At 72.3% G+C, this 20417-nt stretch carries 19 protein-coding genes and 1 pseudogene; 7 read left to right on the forward strand and 13 right to left on the reverse strand.

Annotated elements, in window-relative coordinates:
• Positions 1-22: 22 nt before the first annotated feature.
• The 3 genes from ACF1CT_RS19395 (at position 23) to ACF1CT_RS19405 (ending at position 3698) form a co-directional block, all read left to right on the forward strand.
• Positions 23-1003, forward strand: a complete 981-nt coding sequence (locus tag ACF1CT_RS19395; RefSeq protein WP_391785096.1) for an alpha/beta hydrolase — start codon at positions 23-25, stop codon at positions 1001-1003.
• Positions 1004-1235: 232 nt separating this feature from the next.
• A complete protein-coding gene (locus ACF1CT_RS19400; RefSeq protein ID WP_391785097.1) occupies positions 1236-2945 on the forward strand; it encodes an amidohydrolase in 1710 nt (569 codons plus the stop codon).
• A gap of 180 nt (positions 2946-3125) precedes the next feature.
• A complete protein-coding gene (locus tag ACF1CT_RS19405) occupies positions 3126-3698 on the forward strand; it encodes a MarR family winged helix-turn-helix transcriptional regulator (protein ID WP_391785098.1) in 573 nt (190 codons plus the stop codon).
• 22 nt (positions 3699-3720) lie between these two features.
• On the opposite strand, the gene ACF1CT_RS19410 is transcribed toward ACF1CT_RS19405, so the two are convergent.
• The 9 genes and pseudogenes from ACF1CT_RS19410 to ACF1CT_RS19450 all read right to left on the reverse strand — a co-directional run bounded on the left by ACF1CT_RS19410 (position 3721) and on the right by ACF1CT_RS19450 (position 12116).
• Positions 3721-4452, reverse strand: coding sequence for a gamma-glutamyl-gamma-aminobutyrate hydrolase family protein (locus ACF1CT_RS19410; RefSeq protein WP_391785099.1), 732 nt, complete (start codon positions 4450-4452; stop codon positions 3721-3723).
• Positions 4449-5933 (reverse strand): aldehyde dehydrogenase, encoded by a 1485-nt coding sequence (locus ACF1CT_RS19415; protein WP_391785217.1) that lies wholly within the window; start codon positions 5931-5933, stop codon positions 4449-4451. Before ACF1CT_RS19415 ends, ACF1CT_RS19410 begins: the two co-directional genes overlap by 4 nt.
• 741 nt (positions 5934-6674) lie before the next feature.
• The gene (locus ACF1CT_RS19420) at positions 6675-7316 is read right to left on the reverse strand and encodes a TetR/AcrR family transcriptional regulator (RefSeq protein ID WP_391785100.1); all 642 of its coding nucleotides are present in this window, start codon (positions 7314-7316) and stop codon (positions 6675-6677) included.
• A gap of 28 nt (positions 7317-7344) precedes the next feature.
• Positions 7345-8190 carry a fumarylacetoacetate hydrolase family protein gene (locus ACF1CT_RS19425; RefSeq protein WP_391785101.1) on the reverse strand — a complete coding sequence of 282 codons (846 nt, stop codon included), beginning with the start codon at positions 8188-8190 and terminating at the stop codon, positions 7345-7347.
• Between the two features lie 11 nt (positions 8191-8201).
• A complete protein-coding gene (locus ACF1CT_RS19430; RefSeq protein WP_391785102.1) occupies positions 8202-9128 on the reverse strand; it encodes a 3,4-dihydroxyphenylacetate 2,3-dioxygenase in 927 nt (308 codons plus the stop codon).
• Positions 9121-10584, reverse strand: coding sequence for an aldehyde dehydrogenase family protein (locus ACF1CT_RS19435; RefSeq protein ID WP_391785103.1), 1464 nt, complete (start codon positions 10582-10584; stop codon positions 9121-9123). The genes ACF1CT_RS19430 and ACF1CT_RS19435 overlap by 8 nt, the downstream gene beginning before the upstream one ends.
• Before the next feature lie 38 nt (positions 10585-10622).
• A complete protein-coding gene (locus ACF1CT_RS19440) occupies positions 10623-11429 on the reverse strand; it encodes an acetoacetate decarboxylase family protein (protein WP_391785104.1) in 807 nt (268 codons plus the stop codon).
• Between the two features lie 183 nt (positions 11430-11612).
• A pseudogene (locus ACF1CT_RS19445) lies at positions 11613-11924 on the reverse strand (FAD-dependent oxidoreductase); the annotation flags it as partial.
• A 3-nt stretch (positions 11925-11927) separates the two neighbouring features.
• Positions 11928-12116, reverse strand: coding sequence for a ferredoxin (locus ACF1CT_RS19450; RefSeq protein ID WP_391785105.1), 189 nt, complete (start codon positions 12114-12116; stop codon positions 11928-11930).
• A 327-nt stretch (positions 12117-12443) separates the two neighbouring features.
• Here ACF1CT_RS19450 and ACF1CT_RS19455 point away from each other — a divergent pair, with 327 nt between their 5' ends.
• The 4 genes from ACF1CT_RS19455 (at position 12444) to ACF1CT_RS19470 (ending at position 16391) form a co-directional block, all read left to right on the forward strand.
• Positions 12444-13799 (forward strand): glutamine synthetase family protein, encoded by a 1356-nt coding sequence (locus tag ACF1CT_RS19455; RefSeq protein WP_391785106.1) that lies wholly within the window; start codon positions 12444-12446, stop codon positions 13797-13799.
• A gap of 20 nt (positions 13800-13819) precedes the next feature.
• On the forward strand, positions 13820-15112 hold the full coding sequence (locus ACF1CT_RS19460; RefSeq protein WP_391785107.1) for a cytochrome P450: 1293 nt from the start codon (positions 13820-13822) through the stop codon (positions 15110-15112).
• A gap of 117 nt (positions 15113-15229) precedes the next feature.
• Entirely contained in the window at positions 15230-15772 is a 543-nt protein-coding gene (locus ACF1CT_RS19465; RefSeq protein ID WP_391785108.1) for an AAA family ATPase, read from the forward strand.
• Positions 15773-15866: 94 nt separating this feature from the next.
• The gene (locus tag ACF1CT_RS19470) at positions 15867-16391 is read left to right on the forward strand and encodes a signal peptidase II (RefSeq protein ID WP_391785109.1); all 525 of its coding nucleotides are present in this window, start codon (positions 15867-15869) and stop codon (positions 16389-16391) included.
• A gap of 416 nt (positions 16392-16807) precedes the next feature.
• On the opposite strand, the gene ACF1CT_RS19475 is transcribed toward ACF1CT_RS19470, so the two are convergent.
• From ACF1CT_RS19475 to ACF1CT_RS19490, 4 genes are all read right to left on the reverse strand, one after another.
• The gene (locus ACF1CT_RS19475; RefSeq protein ID WP_391785110.1) at positions 16808-17473 is read right to left on the reverse strand and encodes a hypothetical protein; all 666 of its coding nucleotides are present in this window, start codon (positions 17471-17473) and stop codon (positions 16808-16810) included.
• Positions 17470-18018 (reverse strand): TetR/AcrR family transcriptional regulator, encoded by a 549-nt coding sequence (locus ACF1CT_RS19480; protein ID WP_391785111.1) that lies wholly within the window; start codon positions 18016-18018, stop codon positions 17470-17472. Before ACF1CT_RS19480 ends, ACF1CT_RS19475 begins: the two co-directional genes overlap by 4 nt.
• A gap of 672 nt (positions 18019-18690) precedes the next feature.
• Positions 18691-18894: a cold-shock protein gene (locus ACF1CT_RS19485; protein WP_327425334.1), complete on the reverse strand. Its 204-nt coding sequence runs from the start codon at positions 18892-18894 to the stop codon at positions 18691-18693.
• Positions 18895-19190: 296 nt separating this feature from the next.
• Positions 19191-20255 carry a 2,3-butanediol dehydrogenase gene (locus tag ACF1CT_RS19490; RefSeq protein ID WP_391785112.1) on the reverse strand — a complete coding sequence of 355 codons (1065 nt, stop codon included), beginning with the start codon at positions 20253-20255 and terminating at the stop codon, positions 19191-19193.
• Positions 20256-20417 lie beyond the last annotated feature (162 nt).

The raw sequence follows: 20417 nt of genomic DNA on the forward strand, positions 1-20417 counted from the left end.
CCCACGCGAGAACAGGAGAACCATGCCCGTCGTCCCGGTTCCCTTCGACCCGGCTCTGAACGCCGTGCTCGAAGCCATGCTCCACGGGAGAGGGGCCGCGGCCCCGTCTCCCGGAACGGTCGAGGCGATGCGCGCCTCCGCCTCGGCCGTCCCCGTGCCGTCCGTCGCCGAGGTCATCGGCGGACGGGAGATCGACGCCGAGGAGCTCACGGTTCCCGGGCCGGACGGCGCCCCGGACCTCGCCATCACCGTGCTGCGTCCGCGACGCCCCGAGGGCCCGGTCCCGGGGCTCTACAACATCCACGGCGGCGGCATGATCAGCGGTCACCGTCACCAGGACACGGCGCGCCTCGCCGGTCTCGTCGAGGAACTCGGTGTGGTGGCCGTCAGCGTCGAGTACCGTCTCGCCCCCGAGAACCCCGACCCGGCCCCGGTCGAGGACTGCTACGCCGGTCTGTGCTGGATGGCGGAGCACGCCGCGGAACTCGGCGTGGACCCCGGGCGCGTCGTCGTCATGGGCGGAAGCGCCGGAGGCGGCCTCGCGGCGGGTGTGGCCCTGCTGGCGCGCGACCGGGGCGGGCCGCGCCCGGCGGGGCAGTTGCTGCTGTGCCCGATGCTCGACGACAGGAACACCACCGTCTCCAGCCACCAGTACGACGGCCTGGGCACCTGGCAGCGCGCGATGAACCTGCTGGGGTGGCGGGCGCTGCTCGGCGGGAGGGCGGGCGGCGGCGCGGCCGATGTGTCCGCGTACGCCGCCCCCGCCCGGGCCGGTGACCTGTCGGGCCTTCCGCCCGCGTTCGTCGAGGCGGGCAGCGCGGAACTGTTCCGCGACGAGGACGTGACCTACGCCTCGCGCATCTGGGCCACCGGGGGCCGGGCCGAACTGCACATCTGGCAGGGGGCGTTCCACGGGTTCGACGTGTTCGCCCCCGAGCACGAGGTGACCCGGGCCGCCCTGGCGGCACGCCTGTCATGGCTCAGGCGTGTACTCGGCCTCTGACCCGCGTCGGGCCGTCGACGTGTCCCGACCGGACGACGCCGGGGCGGCCGGAACCCCTTGCCGGTCCCGGCACCCCGGCATAAAGTTTGGATTCAAATAATATGCGGGCGGCCGACGGCGCCGCAGGGCGGCACCGCCCCGGCGGCCACCGCGGTCGGCGCGCCGGCCCGCCCCGCCCGGGCGCGTCCCCCGCCGTCCCTTCCATTTTCTTCCTCGGCAAGAAAGGTCGTCGATGCCAACGACAGCGGACCTCATCCTGACCGGCGGCGACGTGCTGACCATCGACGACGCGTTCTCCGTCGCCCGGGCGGTGGCCGTGGGAGGCGGCCGGATCCTCGCCGTGGGGAGCGACGCGGAGATCAGCGCACTCGCCGGACCGGACACACGCGTCATCGACCTCGCCGGGCGGACCGTGCTGCCGGGGATCAACGACTCCCATCTGCACGGCGCGGCATGGGCGCTGACCCGGCCGCCGTTCGCGCTGAGCCTCGGGCATCCGGACGTCCGGTCGATCGCGGACATCGCCGGGGCGGTGCGCCGGGCCGCGGCCACGACACCGGCCGGGCAGTGGATCACCGGCCTCGGATGGGACGTCGGCTACCTCGCCGAATGCCGGGCCGACGGGTCCCGCCGGCCCGGGCGCGGCGACCTGGACTCCGTCGCCCCCGACCACCCGGTCTGTCTCACCGACTTCTCCGGCCACATGGCCTGGGTGAACTCCAGGGCGCTCGAACGCGCCGGGATCACGCGCGGCAGCGAGCCACCGGCCGGCGGGGTCATCGAGACCGATGCCGCCGGGGAGCCCACCGGCATCCTCAAGGAGGCGGCACAGGCACTCGTGCAGGGACTCGTCCCGCCCGCGACCGTGGCGCAGCGCAAGGCGGCGATCCGGGCCGCCGTGGCGGCGCTGCACGCCGAGGGCATCACGAGCTACACGGAACCGGGGCTGGGCCCGGGCGGCGCCGAGATCCTCGGTGGCGGCCTCGACACCGGAACGCTCCAGGCATACGTCGAGCTGGCCCGGGCCGGGCAGCTCGCCTCGCGCGTACGGGTGCTGCTGCTGCCCGCGCCGATGGGCGGCTCGGCGTCCGACGTCGCCGACGGCCTGCGCGGCCTCGCCGTACCGGACGACGTGGACCCGGCGCGTCTGGCGGTCATCGGTGTCAAGGTGTTCGCCGACGGTGTACCGCCCAACGAGACCGCCTGGATGCGCGAACCGTACACGGGCGGCGGTCACGGCGGACTGTGCGTGCACGGCGCGGACGCCGGCCTGAAGGAGGCCGAACTCGCCGAGATGATCCGGGTCGCCCACGCCGCCGGGTACCAGCTCGGGGTGCACGTCACCGGCGACCGGGCGATCGACGCCGTGGCCGACGCCTTCGTCGCCGCCGACCGTGCCCACCCGCGCCCCGACGCGCGGCACTACGTCATCCACGGCGACTTCGCCTCCCCTGAGAGCCTGGAGAAACTTGCCGCGCACGGATACGGCGTCAACATGAACCCGGCCATCAAATGGACCATCGCCGATCTGATGGACGACGTCGTGGGAGGCGAGCGCTCGGACTACCAGTGGCCGGTGCGTTCGGCGACGGAGGCGGGCATCGCGGTCTGTGCCAGCTCCGACGCCCCGATCACCGCCCCCGACTGGCGCCGGGGCGTGGCCGCCATGATGCTGCGCGAGTCCAAGGCCACCGGCCGGGTGAGCGGCCCGGGGCAGCGTGTCCCGCTGGAGACGGCGCTTCGCGCCTACACGGTCAACGCCGCCCGGCAGGATTTCGCCGAGTCCTGGAAGGGCACCGTCGAACCCGGCAAGGTCGCCGACCTGTGCGTTCTCGGCGGCGATCTGCGCGCCACCGACCCGCACGACATCCCCGGGCTCGACATCGACCTCACCGTTCTCGACGGGCGGATCGTGTTCGCACGCGACAACGCTTCGGAGTGACAGCGGGCACGATCACGGCTCCGCGGGCCGCCGGGCGGGCCCGAGCGGGCGGATTGCCGCCGTCGGGGGGTGCGGCGGCCTCCCGGCCCCGCGGCGGTGGCCGCCCGTACAATTCGTTCCCGAACGACCGGACCGGCCGACGGGCCGTCCGGTGCTGTCCAGCCGACTCAGGGAGCACGCTTGCCCGGCCAGCGGTCCATCACCGAAGCGGAGAAGCTCGCGCAGGCCAAGCTGGGCGGCATACCCGTCCGGCGGGAGCAGATGGTGGCCGTGGCCAACATCTACCGGGCCGCCTCCACCGTGCGCCACCACCTGGAGAACTCCGTGCTGCGCGGCTCGAACCTGACCTGGACCGCGTTCGTGGTGCTGTGGGTGGTGTGGGTGTGGGGTGAATCGGAGACCCGGCACGTCGCCGAGGAGGCGGGCATCTCGAAGGGCACCCTCACCGGTGTCTCGCGCACCCTGGAGTCGCGCGGGCTGCTGCGGCGGACGGGCCACCCCACCGACGGGCGGCTCGTGCTGCTGTCCCTCACCCCGGAGGGCGAGGAGTTCATGCGCCGTGTCTTTCCCGCGTTCAACGAGGAAGAGGCCTTCGTGACCTCGCAGTTGACCGCCGCGGAGTGCCGCGACCTCGCGGACGGGCTGCGGCGTGTGGTCCTTCAGGTGGAAGAGCACGGCGAGGACCGCCGCAGGTCGCTGCTGGAGGGGGCCGAACTCGCGCCGCGGCGGGGCGGCCGACGGTCCAAGGGCTGAACCGCCGCGGCGCGGCCCCCGCTCAGCGGGCGTCGCGCGCGGCCCCGACCAGTGCGTCGAACAGGCGCTGCTGGGCGGGGTCCTCGCGTGCCGTGTCCTCCGGATGCCACTGCACTGCCACGAACCAGCCGCCGGCCCCGGCCGCCTCCACCGCCTCCACCGTGCCGTCGTCGGCCCGCGCGGTGACGACGAGTCCGTCCCCCGGCCGGTCGACGTGCTGGTGGTGGTAGCAGGACGCCTCGGCCTTGCCGGCTCCGGTCGCGGCGGCCACGGCGGATCCGGGGGCGAGCGACACCGGGTGCCGCACGTGCCGGTGGTCCCGGCCCGGTCCGCCCATGTCCTGGTGCAGTGTCCCGCCCATGACGGTGTTGACCACCTGGAGGCCGCGGCAGATCGCCAGCAGTGGCAGCCGCAGCGCGAGTGCCTGCCGGGCGATTTCCAGGTCGAACGCGTCCTGTTCGTCGTCCACGTCGTAGACGCTCCCGTGCACCTCGCCGGCCCCGTAGCGGTGGGGTGCCAGGTCCCCGCCGCCGGGCAGCAGGACGCCGTCGAAGCGGGCGAGCCGGGCGTTGACCTCGGCCGGGTCGCAGGAGCCGCCGGGGGCGTGCGGGTGGAGGGTGGCGGGCTCGCCGCCCGCCCGCCAGACGGCCTCGATCAGTGCGCGGGCGTTGGCCTCGGCCGCGTGGCGCAGGGCCGAGGCCGAGGTGGAGAAGCGGGCCGGGACGGCGATGAGGGGGCGTTGGGGGTGCGTCACAACTGGATCCAGGTGGTCTTCAGTTCGGTGTACTTCTCCAGGGCGTGGACGGACTTGTCCCGGCCGTTGCCCGACTGCTTCATGCCTCCGAAGGGCACCGTGAGGTCGCCCTCCTCGTAGCAGTTGACCCAGACGGTGCCGGCTCTCAGTGCCCGTGAGACCTTGTGGGCGGTGGACAGGTCGGAGGTCCACAACCCCGCGGCGAGTCCGTAGTCGGTGGCGTTGGCGAGGGCCACCGCCTCGTCGAGGTCGTCGAAGGCGAGAACGGAAAGGACCGGGCCGAAGATCTCCTCGCGTGCGAGGGCGCTGTCCGCGGGGACGCGGTCGAAGACGGTGGGCCGGAGGTACGCGCCCCCGGTGCCGGGCAGCGCGCGTTCTCCCCCGGTGCGCAGTCGTGCGCCTGCCTCGACGCCGGCCCGGATGTGGCCGAGCACGCGGTCGAGGTGTCCTTCTGCGACCAGTGCCCCCATCTCGGTGGCCGGGTCGAGGGGGTCCCCGACCCGCAGTGCGCGGGCCCGTTCGACGACCGCCTCGACAACGCGCTCGGCGATGGAGGAGTGCACCAGCAGCCGGGAGGGCGCGGTGCACATCTCGCCCTGGTTGAAGAAGATCCCCCAGGCCGCGGTGGCGGCGGCCCGCTCCAGGTCGGGGGCGTCGGGAAGGATGATGTTGGGTGATTTGCCGCCCAGTTCGAGCCAGACCCGCTTGAGGTTGGAGTCGGCGGCGTAGCGCAGGAAGTGGCGGCCGACGGCGGTCGAGCCGGTGAAGGCGAGGACGTCGACGTCGGGATGGAGGCCGAGGGCCCGGCCGACGACCGGTCCGTCGCCGTTGACGACGTTCAGGACCCCGGGCGGCAGACCCGCCTCGGTGGCGATCCCGGCGAGTCGCAGGGCCGACAGCGGCGAGTACTCCGACGGCTTGAGCACGACCGTGCAGCCGGCGGCGAGCGCCGGGGCGACCTTCCACCCGGCGAGCGTGAGGGGGAAGTTCCACGGCACGACGGCGCCCACGACGCCCGCCGGTTCGCGGGTGACGAGGGCCAGCGCGTCGGGTGCGGTGTGCGGGGACCCGTCGGTGAGCTTGTCGGCGAGTTGCCCGTACCAGCGGAAGGTGGCGATCAGGGCGCGCAGTTCGATGTCGTGTGCGTCGCTGATCGGTTTGCCCATCTCCAGGCTCACGGTGAGGGCGAGGTCCGCCCGCCGTTCTTCGATCAGGTCGGCGACGCGCAGCAGGATCCGGCCGCGTTCGGCGGGCGCCCACCGCGGCCAGGGACCGCTGTCGAAGGCCCGCCGGGCCGCCGCTACGGCGAGGTCGACCTCCGCCGTGCCCGCGTCGGCGACCTCGGCGAGTACCCGGCCGTCTCTCGGGGAGAGAACGGCGAAGGTGTCGTCCGAGCCGTGTTCGCGGCCGTCGATGACGTGCCCGCCGGGCAACCGGAGTGTCCCGGCCCTGCGGATCCAGTCGTCAAGGGTGCCATCCACGGTGAATCCTCGTTTCGTCACGGTGCGAGCTGTGCGGTGGAGCCGGGGCGGAAGGTGGGTGCGGGGTGGTGACCGGGGTGCGCGTGGCGCGGGCGGTGGACCGGCGCGGGGCGGCGTCAGTCGGTTTCCGGGGGCGGCGTTCTGGCGGCGCAGTCGATCGGCGCCGATCCCCAGCGACATGACCGGCGGGACCGACACCACCAGCCCGACGGCCGTGCCCGGGTCCCCTCCGGTCAGCGTGGTGAAGTTGGCGGGAATCAGCCGGACCGCGCCCGCGAGTCCCAGTGCCCCCAGGGCCGGGGCGATCAGGGTGTTCCACGGCCGGGAGTCATGGCGTTCCCGGCGGAAGAAGACGATCACCGAGAGGGATGCCAGCAGGTAGAGCAGCATCATCGCCAGCACCGCGAGGCCGCGGAACCAGGAGAACAGGTGCACCACCGGGTCCTTGCCGAACAGGGCGAACGGGACCACCATCCCAGGGCGTTGGGCTTGAGTACGGCGGCGGCGGGGGCGTCCCGTACGGTCCGCTCCGTGGAGACCGTATCGCTGTCCACTCGGATCACCTGCCAGGAGAGAGGGGAGGAGCGAGTTTGTTTGGAGCCAAACGAATTGCCTCATCGTGGTGCGCGAACTATCCGTTCGACAAGGGGCGGGGCGTGGGGAACCGAGCCGCCGGAGAATCCCCCGCGCCCCGGTGATCCGGGTGACCGGCCACCCCCTCGCACCGGCGGCCGGGGTGGCTCAGCTCCCTGCCGCGTCCTCGGGGGCCCCGGTCTCCGCCGCGCCCCGGGCAGCCCCGTCCAGCAGCGCTCCGAGCTGCGCCAGCGCCTCGTCGGTCACCGCGCGTTCGCCGAAGACGAGCTGGTGCAGCACGAGCCCCTCCAGCGCCGCGAAGACCAGCCGGGACAGGGCCGGTTCGACCGGCCGGGAGAGGATCCGGGAGAGATCGCGCCGGGCGGCGGCGAAGTACTCCTCGTACAGGGCACGCAGGCTCGGCAGCAGTTCCGGCCTGCGCCGGGCCTCCAGCATCAGCTCGTACTGGAACGCCTGGACGTCCGGCCCGGACTCGACCATCTCCCCGAGTCCGGCGGCGAAGTCCTGCGCCCTGCCCGTGCCGCCGTCCAGGACGCTGACACGGAGCGAGGCACAAAGTGCGTGGTCGACGGCCTCCTCGATGAGCGCGTCGCGGGATCCGAAGTGGTGGACGACCAGCCCGTGGGTGACTCCCGCCTCCTCGGCGACGGCCCGGTAGGTCAGCTTGCGCAGACCGCCGCGGGCCACCACCCGGACGGCGGCGTCCAGCAGGGCGATCCGTCCCGTGCCGTAGTGCGTGACGCGCTTGCGGCCGCGGCGCCCGCCGTCGGGGTTCCCGGGGTCGGTCATGCCGACGACCTTACCGGCGGCACTCCGGTCAGCGTTTCGGCGGCCTGATGCCACGGAACTCCCAGTCGCCGCCGAGCGCGGTGGAAAGGACCTCCTCCGACTCGGTCGGCCGGGCGCCGATGTCGGTGCGGACGGCCGTGGGGCCGGTGACGATGTGGTTGGTGAGTCTTCCGAGCCCCTCGACCTCGACCTCGACGACATCGCCCGGCCGCACCGGGCGGGAGTTGGCCGGGGTGCCGGACAGCAGGACGTCGCCGGGGTACAGCGTGATGGTGCGGGCGATGTCGGCGACGAGGTAGTGCATGTCCCAGGTCATCTCGTCGGTCGAACCCTCCTGCGCCACCCGTCCGTTGACGTAGGTGCGCAGTCGCTTGCCGCGGAAGTCCCAGTCGGTGACCAGGCCGGGGCCGAGCGGGCACAGGGTGTCGGAGCCCTTGACCCGGAGCATGGACCCGGCGTCGGTGTCGCGGAAGTCGTGCAGGCCGTAGTCGTTGGCCACGGTGTAGCCGGCGATGTACTCGCCCGCCTCGGCCGGGGAGATGTTGCGCGCGGTCCTGCCGATGACGATCGCGACCTCCCCCTCGTAGTTGAGCCACTTGCAGCCCTCGGGCCGGACGACGGCGCCCCCGTGTGCGTTCAGCGCGGATGTCGGCTTGTGGAAGTAGGTGGGGGTGTCCGGCAGGCCGATGCGGAACTCCTCCACCCGGCTGCGGTGGTTGAGGTGGACGGCGATCACCTTGGACGGCAGGACCGGCGGCAGGTGCCGCGCGTCGGCGGCGCCGACGCGGCGCCCGTCCCCGGAGACCAGTTCGTCCCCGTCGACGGTGACCTGGACGGCGGCGCCGTCGAGAAGGACACGGCGGTACTCGGGCATGACGGACCTCTCTAGACGGTCGGTTGCGGGGTGGCGGACATGTGCGGGCGGGCGCCGGTCCAGCCGCCCTCGGGGCGGTCGAACCAGAGGAGGACCTGGCCGGTGCCGATGGAGTTCTCGTACGCGCCGTACCGGCGGCCCCTGGCGGTGCACGCGTGCCCGCCGAGGGCACCGGCCATCATCAGGTAGTGGAAGAACTTCGCCTCGGGCCTGTACTTCCAGAACTCGTCCATGGTGTCGAGGACCTTGTCGTGGCGGCCCCGCTCGAACCAGTCGATGCGCCGGCGGTCGGCCTCGCGGGCCTCGGGGGTGAAGATGTGCACCGGGTCGCTCGCCTCGTGGTCGCGCAGCTCGCGCAGCGGCCAGAAGGTGTGCGACAGCGCGCCGGACGCGATCAGCAGCACACGACGGCCGGGGGTGGCGGCGATGCCGTCGGCCAGTGCGCGGCCCAGGCGCAGATGGTCCTCCATGTCGCCGGTCTGGCAGACGCCGATGGACACCCAGCGCTTGCCGGGCAGGCCCTCCCCGAGGTACTTCCACAGGTTGATCGTGGCGTAGTAGACCGGCAGGTACTCGTCGTCGATCGGGGTGATCCAGGTGCCGTGCCGGTCGGCGAACGAGGCGATGTTGCCGGCGAGTTCGGGGTCGCCGGGGAAGTCGTAGGGCATGCGGCACATGCCCCGCGGCAGTTCCTCGGAGGTGAACAGGCCGGCCCGGCGGGGCTGCGCGGTGACGACGAACTCGACGGTGGTGGCCCAGTGGGAGTCCAGGACGACCACGGTGTCGTAGTCGTCGCGCTCGAAGACCTCCCGGCGCAGCTGCCTCAGGCCGGTGACGAGGGTGACCTCCTTGCCCTCGTTGAGTTCCAGCCGGGTCTCCTCGGGGAGCACGATGGTGGGGACATGGGCGAGCAGGCCCGCCCCGACGATCTCACCCATGGTCCTCGAACCCCTTCGGTGCGGTGACGGTGTTCTTCACGTCGCAGTAGAAGTCGAAGCTCCAGGTGCCGCCCTCGCGTCCGACGCCGGAGTGCCGGGAGCCGCCGAAGGGCGCCCGGAGATCACGGACGAAGAAGCAGTTGACCCAGACGGTTCCGGCGACGAGCCGTGCGGCGACCCGTGCGGCGCGCTCGGCGTCGCCGGTGGCGACGGTGGCGGCGAGGCCGAAACGGGTGTCGTTGGCCAGGCGTACCGCCTCGTCCTCGTCCGTGAACGTCTGCAGGGTGAGGACGGGGCCGAAGACCTCCTCCTGGACGATCTCGGAGTCCTGAGCGACATCGGTGAGGAGGGTCGGGGCGTAGTACTGCCCCTCGCCCCGGTGTCCGCCGACGACCGCGCGGGCACCGGCCGCGAGAGCCCGCCGCACGAAGCCGTCGATCCTCTCCAGTTGCCGGGGGTGGATGTTGGGGCCGATGTCGGTGGTCTCGTGCCTCGGGTCGCCCTGCTCCAGCCCTGCCGCCTTCTCGCCGAGACGGCGGGTGAACTCCTCGGCGACGGATGCCTCGACGAGGATGCGGGTCGCCGCGAGGCACACCTGGCCGGCGTTGTCGTACTGCTCGACGGCGAGGTCGACGGCAAGGTCCAGGTCGGCGTCGGCGAAGACCAGCAGGGGGGACTTGCCGCCGAGCTCCAGGCTGAGCGGCGTGAGGTTGGCGGCGGCGGACGCGGCGATGCGCCGGGCGGTCGGCACGGACCCGGTGAAGCTGATGCGGCGCACGTCCGGGTGCGAGGTGAGGGCTTCCCCGATCTCGGAACCGTGGCCCTGGACGACGTTGAGGACGCCGGCGGGGAGTCCGGCCCCGGTGGCGATGTCGGCGAGCAGGGAGGCGGTCAGCGGGGACCACTCGGCGGGCTTGAGGACGACGGTGTTGCCTGCCGCCAGTGCCGGGGCGACCTTCCAGGTGGCCAGCATCAGCGGTGCGTTCCACGGGGTGATCAGCACACAGGGGCCGGCCGGGTCCCAGCTGACGTGGTTGGTGTGGCCGCGGGTGGTGAAGTCCCCGTGGTCCAGCCCGACCAGCCGGTCCGCGAAGAAGCGGAAGTTGTGGGCGACGCGGGGCATGACGCCGCGGCGGTGGGAGCGCAGGAGGGCGCCGTTGTCCGCGGTCTCGACCGCGGCCAGCTCCTCGACGCGCTTGTCGACCCCGTCGGCGATGCCCCGCAGGATGCGGGCGCGCTCGGCGCGCGGGGTGGCGGCCCACCCGGGGAACGCGGCCTTGGCGGCGGCGACGGCCGCCGCGGCCTCCGCGGCGGTGCCCCGGGAGACCTCCGCGAGGGTGTTGCCGTCGATGGGCGAGAGGTCGGTGAAGGTCTCGGCGGAGGCGACGCGTTCGCCGCCGATGAAGTGCCGGGTGTCGACGGCGACTCCGGCCACGGTCGTCAGGTGTGCGCTCATGTCCTCGGGCTCCTTTCGGTCGGTGCGGTCCGGTGGGGTCACTGGGTGCCGGAGGTGTTCGACTCCAGCAGCCGGCCGCCGTCCCACACCACACCGACCTGCCGGTAGTACGCGGCGATCGGCTCGCGGATCTCCAGCCGGGCCAGTTCCTCGGTGGGCGAGGCGAACAGCTCCAGGTCGGCGTCGCCCACCCACGCCTGTCCGCCCTCGAAGGAGGCGGCGCCGGACTCGATCAGCTCGTCCAGGGCGAGGCCCCCGCCCGTCTCCACGGAGGGCAGCAGGCGGTGGTGGGCCATCGGATGGCCGTTGACGAAGCCATGGGTCGGGGAGGGTTCGCGCAGGGTGACGACGGCCTGGGCGAGGCGCCGGTCGGCGGCGGCGAGGGTCGCTCCGAAGCGGGCCCCGGCCCCGATGCGGGGGGCGGGCCCGTAGGGGTGCGGGCGGGTCTGGTGGATGGAGCCGAGCTTCTTCGGATAGCCCTGGTGCAGTCCGCGGGCGATCGCGAAGTCCTTGTCGACCCAGATGTACACGCAGCGGGTGTAGGTCCGCCCCCGGTACGTGCAGCGGACGACCGCGAACGCCTCCTTGTACTGGGCGAGCACCGGGTCGAGGAGTTCGTGCCCCGAGGCGGAGCAGGACTGCCAGTCGGCCCAGATCAGCGCGACCGCGCCGGGGTCCTCGTCGGCGAGCCCGAGCGGCTCGGGCAGCAGTTCGCGCACCCGGTCCGGATCGGTGCGGTACTCGATGGTCAGCAGGTCGCCGGAGTAGTGCCACGGCGGCGAGGGGATCAGCGACGAGGCGCCCGTCGCCGTCCTGGGGTGGAAGAATCCGCGGACGGTGGTCATGGCAGGGGTTCCTTACGCGGTGAGGGCGGGCGGTTTCGGCAGTTCGGCACGGTGGCGGGCGGCGGCAGCGGCGGCGGCCGGTCCGCCGAGGGCGACGACCCCGACCAGGCGGCCCGCCCGGTGGTAGCCGACGAGTACGTCCCCCTCCGGTTCGCCGTCGAGCACCCGCACGTCGTCGAGGCCGAGCACGAACGCGCCGTAGTGCGGTGCCCCGCCGTCGTCGAGGTGGACGACCCCGCGGCCGAGGTCGGCTCCGACGACGCGGGTGCCCAGCCGCCACCGCACGTCGTGGACGGTGGCACGGGGCCGGAGGGCGAGCGAGTCGAACGACGCCCGGCCGGCCAGCACCTCCTTGGAGAGCGGGGGCCGGTCGTAGGGCATGTGGGGTTCGTCCCCGACCAGGGTGATCGGCCCGTGCCGGCCTGCGGCGCGCAGTGGTTCGGCGGCGCGCCGGCCGGCCATGGAGGCACCGGCCACGACGACGGTCGCGCCCACGCCTCAGTCCTCGATCCGGATGGCCTGGAGCGGGCAGACGTCGGCGGCCTCCTCGACCTCGTCGCGCAGCGCGTCGTCGGGGTCGGGGACGTGGACGAGGCGTCCGGCGCCGTCCAGACCGAAGACGTCGGGGGCGGCGAAGACGCACTGGCCGTGGTCCTGGCACTTGTTCATGTCGACGACGACCTTCATGGCCGGTCCTCCTGGTGCTGAGGGAGCGTCGGAGAGGGGAAGAGGGGCCCGGATCACGCGGGCCGGGCCCGGCCGGAGGGGGTGCTGACAGCCCCCAACTCGTTTGACTCCAAATAAGATAGGAACGAGCGGACCGGTGGTCAATAGCTATCCAGGTGGATAGATTTCTGGCCCGGAACCCTTGCGGTGGAGTGACGACCCTCCATACCGTTTGCCCTCAAACAAGTTCGCGGCCCGCTGCGCCCCGCAGTCCGAGGCCGCTCTCCCCTCCCCTCTCCCCCGGCGTCCCGAGCCCCTGCGGGCGCCCCCTTCCCCGAGGAGACACCGGTGAGCGCATCCGACACCCCGCCCGTCCGCCACCGCATGGAACGGCTGGCCGCCGAGGGCATCGACGTGGTCCGGGTGACCTATCCCGACCTCATCGGCACCGAACGGGCCCGGGACGTCCTGCTCGACCACCTGCCCGCCGCCTGCGACCACGGGCTCGCCTTCTGCCGCGCCGTGTACCACACCAGCCCCCAGGGCGACACGGTCCGGGTCCCCGGCGGCCTCGACGCCGGCCTGCCCGACATCTGCGTACACCCCGATCTGGACACCCTGACCGCCCTTCCCTGGGAACCCGGGGTCGCCACCTGCCTGGGCGACGTCACCGACCCGGCCACCGGGCTGCCCGCGCCGGAATCCCCCCGCGACCTGTTGCGCGCCGTCATCGCCCGGTGCGGCGAGCACGGCCTGCGCCCGGTGGTGGGCCCGGAACTGGAGTACTTCCTGTGCGACCCGGCCCCGGACGACCCGCGGGGCTGGCAGCGCTACAGCGACGCCCGGGGCGTCATCTACACCGCGGGCCTGCGCGCGGACCCCGAGAACCACCTGCTGCGCACCCTGCGGACACTGCGCGATCTCGACATCGGTGTCAGCAGCGGCAACCACGAGTACGACGGCTCGCAGTTCGAGATCAACCTGACCCACTCCGACGCCCTGTCGGCCGCGGACCGCGCCTTCCGTTTCAAGGCCGCCGTGAAGGAACTCGCCTGCAAGGAGGGCCGGCTGGCCACCTTCATGGCCAAACCCTTCAACTCCGCCGGCGGCTCCGGGTTCCACCTCCACCTGTCCTGCGCGGACGAGGAGGACGGCAACGCCTTCGCCGACCCCACGGCGCCCCACGGCCTGTCCGCCACCGCGCGCCACGCGGTGGCCGGTGTCCTCGCCCACGCGCCCGCGCTCGCCGCACTTGCCAACCCCACCGTCAACTCCTACAAGCGGTTCGGCCCCGACACGCTCGCGCCCTGGCTGATCGACTGGGGCCTCGACAACCGCAGCGCCATGGTCCGGATTCCCCCGGAGCGCGGCCCGGCCACGCGTTTCGAACTGCGCCTGGGCGACGCCGGTGCCAACCCCTACCTCCTGATCGCGGGAACGCTCGCGGCGGCGCTGCTGGGGGTCCTGGCCGGCGAGGAGCCACCCGCCCCCCTGGAGGGCTACGGCTACGACGCCGTCGGGTCCGCCGTGCTGCCGAGGAGCCTGCCCGACGCCCTCGACGCGCTGGAGGCGGACACCTCGCTGACCGAGGTGCTCGGCAAGGACTTCACCACTTCCTACCTCGCGTACAAGCACGACGAGGTCGCGCGCTTCCACCGCCATGTCACCGACTGGGAGTTCACCGAGTACGCCTACCACCTGTGACGCCGAGGAGGGCACACCCCATGACCACGACATCCCGCTCCGCGACCGAGGCCGTGCACGAGCCGCTCCCCCTTGCCGGCATCGACCTCGCCGACCTCGACAACTGCACCGACGGCGTGACCCCCTGGCGCATGTTCCACACCCTGCGCCGCGAGGACCCCGTCCACTGGCAGCCCGAACAGGCCCCCCACTCCGGTTTCTGGGCACTTACCCGGCACGCCGACATCACCCGCGTCGACCGCGACGCCGAGACCTTCACCTCCACGAGGTTCGTCAACCTGGAGGAGGTGGACGACGACCAGATCGGCAGACGCGCCTCGATCCTGGAGCTGGACGGCGTCCGCCACCGCGCGCTGCGCGGCCTGCTGCGGCGGCAGTTCGGCGCGGGCGTCATCAACGGTTACGCCGACTTCCTGCGCGGCCTGACCGTCACGACCCTGGACTCGGCCCTGTCCAGGGGTTCCTTCGACTTCGTCGAGGACATCTCCGCCGACTTCCCCGTCAACGTCCTCGCCCGCCTCCTCGACGTGCCCCCCGAGGACAATCAGCGGCTCATCGACTGGGGCAACCGCATCATCGGCAACACCGACCCCGACTACGCCGACGTACTCCTGGACAGCGAGGAGAGCGAGAGGTACCGCGACCTGCCGTTCCGCTCGCCCGCCGCACTGGAGGTGTTCGAGTACGGCCGCGAACTGGCCCGGCGGCGACGCGGTGGCCCCGGCACCGACCTCGTCTCCACGCTGGTCAACGAGACTCCCCGCGACGGTGTGCCGCTCTCCCCCCGGGACTTCGACAACTACTTCCTGCTGCTGGTCGTCGCCGGGAACGAGACGACCCGGCACACCATCACGCACTCGATGCTGGCCCTCCTCCAGCATCCCGAGCAGCTCGCCCGCCTCCAGGAGGACCCCTCCCTGATTCCCACCGCGGTGGAGGAGTTCCTGCGCTGGGCCTCCCCCGTCTACCACTTCCGCCGCACCGCCACCCGCGATGTCGAACTCGGCGGCAAGCACGTCAGGGAGGGAGACAAGGTCGTCATGTGGTTCGCCTCCGGCAACCGCGACGAGGAGGTCTTCGGCAACCCCTACGATTTCGACGTCACCCGCCGGGACAACGACCACGTCACCTTCGGCAAGGGCAGCCCCCACCTGTGCCTGGGCAACCTGCTGGCCCGCACCGAGATCCGCGTCATGTTCGAGGAGCTCATCCCCCGCCTGGCGGACATCCGCCTGACCGGCGACGTCCCCCGGGTCCGTTCCAACTTCGTCAACGGCGTCAAGAGACTGCCCGTCGAGGTCACCCTCGCCTGACCCCCCGCAGAACCGTCCGTCCCGCACCGCACGCGCAGGGGGATACGGTGCGGGTCACCGCCCCGGGCGCGGACATCGGGTCGGTTCCGGCAGGTGATGTCGTCAGGAGGTGGCGCCATGTCCTTCGCCGGGGACACGACGACGTTGTTCCTCACCGTCGGTCTGCCGGGGGCCGGAAAGACCACGCGAGCCCGGCGGCTGGCCGCGGAACACCGCGCGCTGCGGCTGACGCCGGACGAGTGGATGATTCCGCTCTTCGGCGAGGCGGAGGCGGGCGGAAAGCGCGATGTGCTGGAAGGACGGCTGCTCCACCTCGCCCTGGAAGCCCTGGAGCTGGGAACCGACGTGGTCCTGGACTTCGGATGCTGGTCCCGTGACGAGAGGTCGGCGATCCGCTGGCTGGTGGCGTCCGTGGGCGCGTCCTGCCGCCTCGTGTACCTGCCGGTGGACCCGGAGACCCAGCGAACCCGGATCGCCCGTCGCCGGTCGGCGACTGCGGAAGGGACCTTCCCGATGGACGAGGCGGACCTTCTGCGCCACAGGTCGCTGTTCGAGGAACCCGACGCCGCGGAACTCGCCGGGAGCGAGGTCGACGGGCCGCCTCCCGGATGGCGGGACTGGCTGGAGTGGGCCGCCGACCGGTGGCCGTCGCTCGTGTGACCGTCCCCCGCCGGCCGGCCGGTGCCCGGCCACGGAGGGAGACCGATAACCTCGGGGAATCCTGGTTCGGAGATCGCTACGCACGGAGGCCAACATGACGCGGTGGGAACGGGGTTCGAGGCGGCTGTACGGCGTGATGCTCCTGCTGGCGGTGGTGGTCCTGCTCGCGGACCAGCTCACCAAGTGGTGGGCGGTCTCCGCACTGTCCGACAACGAGCGCATCACCGTGATCCCCTCCCTGATCCACTTCCGGCTGCTGTACAACGCCGGTGCCGCGTTCTCCATGGGCACCGGGGCGACTTGGGTGTTCACCCTGACGGCCGCGGCGGCGGTGATCGGCATCCTCTACATCGCCCGCCGCCTCGCCTCCGCGGGCTGGGCGCTCGTACTTGGCGCGCTGCTCGGCGGTGCGATGTCCCACCTGGGCGACCGGCTCTTCCGTGAGCCCGGCCCGGCCCGCGGACGTGTGGTGGACTTCATCGACTACGGCCCGTTCGTGGGCAACGTCGCCGACATCGCGCTCGCCTGCGGATGCGTCACGTTGATGCTGTTCAGCCTGCGTGGTGTGGAACTCGCCAAGGCCCCGGACAAGGAATCCGACCGGGTTCCCGGAGTGTGAGCCATCGGGTCACGGCCGACGGGCCGAGCCGTGACCGGCGGGTGAATCCACAACGGCCCGACGAATCGAAACGAACATCACGCCCACAGCGGCCCGGGCATCCGCCGGATGCCCTACCGGAACCCTCCGGGAATCAACACGCCGCCTCCGTCCCGGTGTTGCCGGATTCGACGGACTCGCCGAAGCAGACGTCGGGGCCGGTGACCACGTGGTGAAGACGCCCACCGACGATACCGAACGGCACTGCCGGACGGTGACGTCCGCGTTGGCACCCGGATCCCCGCTCCTCGCCAACCGGCGCCGGTTGCCGGGCCGGACGGCCACGGCCAGCGGGACCCGCCGTGGCTCAGGCCGCTTTCGGGCGGGCTGCCGACGGGGGCCGGTGCCCGCCGGTCCGGCCCCCGCGATCCTCGCGCTCAGGGCCGGCGTGTGAGTGCTGTGCCGAGTACGGCGATCCAGATCAGCAGCACGGGCAGGGAGAGGAACGCCGTCGGGGTCAAGGCGGTGGACAGGAACAGGTAACCGATGCCGGACGCGGTGATGGTGGCGGCGAGGACCCAGCCCAGGACGATCTCCCGGCGCCGCAGCAGTGCGCCGTGCCGGGACGCCGCGCAGACGGCCGCGGCGAGCGCCGCGAGCGCGAGCATCTTGACACCGTCCACGCGCTGGACCGCCTCGAACAGTGCGCCGGTCCTGCCCGAGGCCGAGGGACCGGCCCCGGTCACCGCGATCAGTTCCAGGACGAGTTGCACGCATGCGAGCGCCCCCGCGATCCTCCCGGCCCATCCGGCCCATCCGGCCTGGCGGGCCCCGGTGCTGCCGGTACGGCGGGCCCAGTCGACAAGTCCGGATCCGACGACCATGAGCCCGGCGGCCGCCACACCGTGAACGAGCAGCGCCTGGGCCACCGCCCGGAACGGCCGGTCGGCGTACGCGGCAGTGATCTCGGCGTAGGTGTCACCGGCTTCGGGGGTTGCCCCCCAGGCGACGGCGAGCCCCAGTATCCATGCCGCGGCGTGTGCGTAGCCGGCGGTGCGGGCGGTGATGACGCCGGCAGCGGGCTCCGTAACCGTTGTGGTCATGCGATGTCCCCCCGGGACTTGTTGCGGACTGTCTGCGTGAACGCCTCGCAGCCGGTACGCCAGGCGGCGTCCAGGTCCGCGTCCGGCGGGAAGCGGCCGTCGAGTTCGAGCAGGACCATGCCGTGCGCGAACGCCCAGAGGGAACGCGCGACGTCGATGTCGCCGTGCACCGCGCGGGCCAGTGGCATCGCCGCACGGTCTTCGAGTCCCTCGGGGAGAGCGGTGCGGGCGAGCGGCCGCGTATGGGTGATGCGGTACAGGTGCGGACTGGCGAGAGCGTGCCGTCGATAGGCGCCGGCGAGCACGAGCAGGGGCGGTTCGGCGCCGATCCCGGCTTCGGCGGCCTCCAGATCCTCCGCCAACCGGGTCATCCCCTGCACCTGGAGCCCGGCCTCGACGGCGGCCTTGTCGGGAAAGTGCTTGTACAAGGAAGGCGCCCGGATGCCGACCCGCTCGGCGATGCGCCGCATCGACAGCGCGTCCGGGCCCTCGGCGTCGAGCAGTTCCCGGGCAACGGCCATGATCTGACGCGCGCGGTCAGTCATCGTGATCCGCCCGTGTGATCGCGGTGCCGGTGGGTCGTCCCGGTCCGGAAGCCGGTGTCCGAACGGGGGGTGGGGCCGGGGGCCGTCGAGAGGCACGAGGGCGGCGAGGACCGACGGTCGGCACCCTTTCCCCCGTGACCGTCGAGGCCCCCCGGGGGAACGTCCGTGTCCGTCCGTACGGCTCGGCGGAGGCGGGGCGGGGCACCGCCGCACGGGGCGCCCCGCCCGCTGTGACCGTGTTCATTGCAGCCCTCTCGTCATGGCGGCCGATCGAAGCGGCTAACACCGTTAGCCGCATGGCGCCACGGTAGGGCTAACGGTGTTAGCCGTCAAGTCCGTTGTTTTCGCGTCCCAGTGACGAGAGATCAGCCCTGCGGGCCTCGTCGCCGCACCGTCCCGCCGGATGAAGGCGCGGGCCCGCCCCATGGCGATGGCCGGGGTGGTGTGCGCCTTGCCGTCGTGGCGCCCGGACGGCCGGGCGTGCAGTTCGTCGGCCGTCCGCGCACCGTGGGCGGACGACTGGAGCGGGCCCGGATACCGGCCGCTTCACAGCACGTCGCCCCGCCGATGTGCTCGGCGGGGCGACGTGTTCAGGGCCCCGGGATCAGCCGACGGCGTTCCGTGTGGCCCGGGGGGCGCCGGGTCGTTCCACACACCGCCTGCGGGCTCGCCTCAGGCGGCCGTGATGTTCTCGGCCTGCGGGCCCTTCTGGCCCTGCGTGATGTCGAAGGTGACCGCCTGGCCCTCCTGGAGCTCACGGAAGCCGGAGGCGTTGATGTTGGAGTAGTGCGCGAAGACGTCGGGGCCCCCGCCGTCCTGCGCGATGAAGCCGAAACCCTTTTCGGCGTTGAACCACTTCACGGTTCCGCTGGCCATGCTCGTACCTCTCAGTCGGCATCGGGTCCGCACCGCGCGGACCCGGAGGTGATCGCCCTGGTCACGCACCGCACAGCGAAACGCCCGCACCAAGGGCGCGGGCAGGTCCTGCGAACCACGACATCTCCTCGTGAGGCTACACTCCGGAATCGATCACCGCCAGAGAGCAACGGCCCTTCTCGTGCACAGATCCCGGCGATCGCCCCCGGACGTTCCTACCGCCGTACCGTCCGACCGGGTCGCGGCCCCGGGTGCGGACGCCGGTGCCCCGGCGCCCGTGCGGGACGGCCGGTGTGTCAGAGGTGGGGGTCCACCAGGATCTTGACGGCCGTCTCGTTGTGGTGGATCAGGGTCTCGAAGCCTTCGGTGACGAGGTCGTCGAGGCCGATGGTGCTGGTGATGAACGGGGCAAGGTCGACGCGCCCCTCCTGCACGAGTTTGATCGTCTGCGGGTGGGAGTTGACGTAGGCGATCGTGCCGCGCAGGTCGATCTCCTTGAGGACCAGCTTCTGCATGTCGAGCGACGCCGGCTTGCCCCAGATCGAGATGACGGTGATGACACCGCCCGGCTTGACGGCGTCGAAGAGTGTGTCGAGGACGACGTTGACGGACGTGGCCTCGAACGCGACGTCGGCACCCCTGCCGCCGGTGAGACGCCGGACCTCCTCTGCCACATCGGTGGCCGCGGGGTCGATGACGTGGTCGGCGACCTTGGTGTCCAGCGCCTTCTGCCGACGCAGCGAGCTGAGTTCGGTGACCGCGACCTCGATGCCCATCGCCTTGAGCACCGCGCAGGTGAGCAACCCGATCGGGCCGGCGCCGCCGACGAGAGCGAAGTCGCCCGCCTTCGCGCCCGAACGCTGGAACGCGTGGTACGCCACCGACAGCGGCTCGATGAGGGCCGCCTGGTCCAGCGGGACGTCTCCGACCGGGTGGACCCACCGGCGCTCCACGACGATCTTCTCCGCGAGCCCGCCGCCGCAGCCGCCCAACCCGATGAAGTTCATGTCGGGCGAGAGGTGATAGGTCGGGTTGTTCTCGCCGGTGTCGACGTCGGGACGCAGGATGTAGGGCTCGACGACGACCCGGTCGCCCGGCTTCACGCCGTCGACGCCCTCGCCCACCGCGTACACGACGCCTGACATCTCATGGCCGAGCGTCACGGGGGCGGACTCGCCCGAGACCGGGTGCGGGTGACCGCCCGGCGGGACGAAGATCGGTCCGTCGAGGTATTCGTGCAGGTCGGTACCGCAGATCCCGCAGTACGCGACATCGATGCCCACCGTGCCCGGCCGGACCGTGGGCTCCGGGATGTCCTCGATACGGATGTCGCCGCGGTCGTAGTAGCGTGCAGCCTTCACTTTGAGCCGGCTCCTTCGTCTGTGTTCCGCTCGCACCTCGTGTCGGGCCCGCCGCGGAGTGAGGTGTGTGCCTCGCACGGCGCATTCCCGTCATTCCTCGACCATACGGTCCAATACGGTCGGGCGCTCGCTCCGGTCCCCCTCGCACCGCGCGCACCTCCC

The organism is Streptomyces sp. NPDC014734 (genome assembly GCF_043083325.1).
Taxonomy (GTDB): domain Bacteria; phylum Actinomycetota; class Actinomycetes; order Streptomycetales; family Streptomycetaceae; genus Streptomyces.

Bases quoted from the DNA above. Each gene is read 5' to 3' on its own strand.
- ACF1CT_RS19395 (WP_391785096.1), top strand. From the start codon at position 23: ATGCCCGTCGTCCCGGTTCCCTTCGACCCGGCTCTGAACGCCGTGCTC.
- ACF1CT_RS19400 (WP_391785097.1), top strand. From the start codon at position 1,236: ATGCCAACGACAGCGGACCTCATCCTGACCGGCGGCGACGTGCTGACC.
- ACF1CT_RS19420 (WP_391785100.1), bottom strand. From the start codon at position 7,316: ATGACCGACCCCGGGAACCCCGACGGCGGGCGCCGCGGCCGCAAGCGC.
- ACF1CT_RS19425 (WP_391785101.1), bottom strand. From the start codon at position 8,190: ATGCCCGAGTACCGCCGTGTCCTTCTCGACGGCGCCGCCGTCCAGGTC.
- ACF1CT_RS19430 (WP_391785102.1), bottom strand. From the start codon at position 9,128: ATGGGTGAGATCGTCGGGGCGGGCCTGCTCGCCCATGTCCCCACCATC.
- ACF1CT_RS19435 (WP_391785103.1), bottom strand. From the start codon at position 10,584: ATGAGCGCACACCTGACGACCGTGGCCGGAGTCGCCGTCGACACCCGG.
- ACF1CT_RS19440 (WP_391785104.1), bottom strand. From the start codon at position 11,429: ATGACCACCGTCCGCGGATTCTTCCACCCCAGGACGGCGACGGGCGCC.
- ACF1CT_RS19450 (WP_391785105.1), bottom strand. From the start codon at position 12,116: ATGAAGGTCGTCGTCGACATGAACAAGTGCCAGGACCACGGCCAGTGC.
- ACF1CT_RS19460 (WP_391785107.1), top strand. From the start codon at position 13,820: ATGACCACGACATCCCGCTCCGCGACCGAGGCCGTGCACGAGCCGCTC.
- ACF1CT_RS19465 (WP_391785108.1), top strand. From the start codon at position 15,230: ATGTCCTTCGCCGGGGACACGACGACGTTGTTCCTCACCGTCGGTCTG.
- ACF1CT_RS19470 (WP_391785109.1), top strand. From the start codon at position 15,867: ATGACGCGGTGGGAACGGGGTTCGAGGCGGCTGTACGGCGTGATGCTC.
- ACF1CT_RS19475 (WP_391785110.1), bottom strand. From the start codon at position 17,473: ATGACCACAACGGTTACGGAGCCCGCTGCCGGCGTCATCACCGCCCGC.
- ACF1CT_RS19480 (WP_391785111.1), bottom strand. From the start codon at position 18,018: ATGACTGACCGCGCGCGTCAGATCATGGCCGTTGCCCGGGAACTGCTC.
- ACF1CT_RS19485 (WP_327425334.1), bottom strand. From the start codon at position 18,894: ATGGCCAGCGGAACCGTGAAGTGGTTCAACGCCGAAAAGGGTTTCGGC.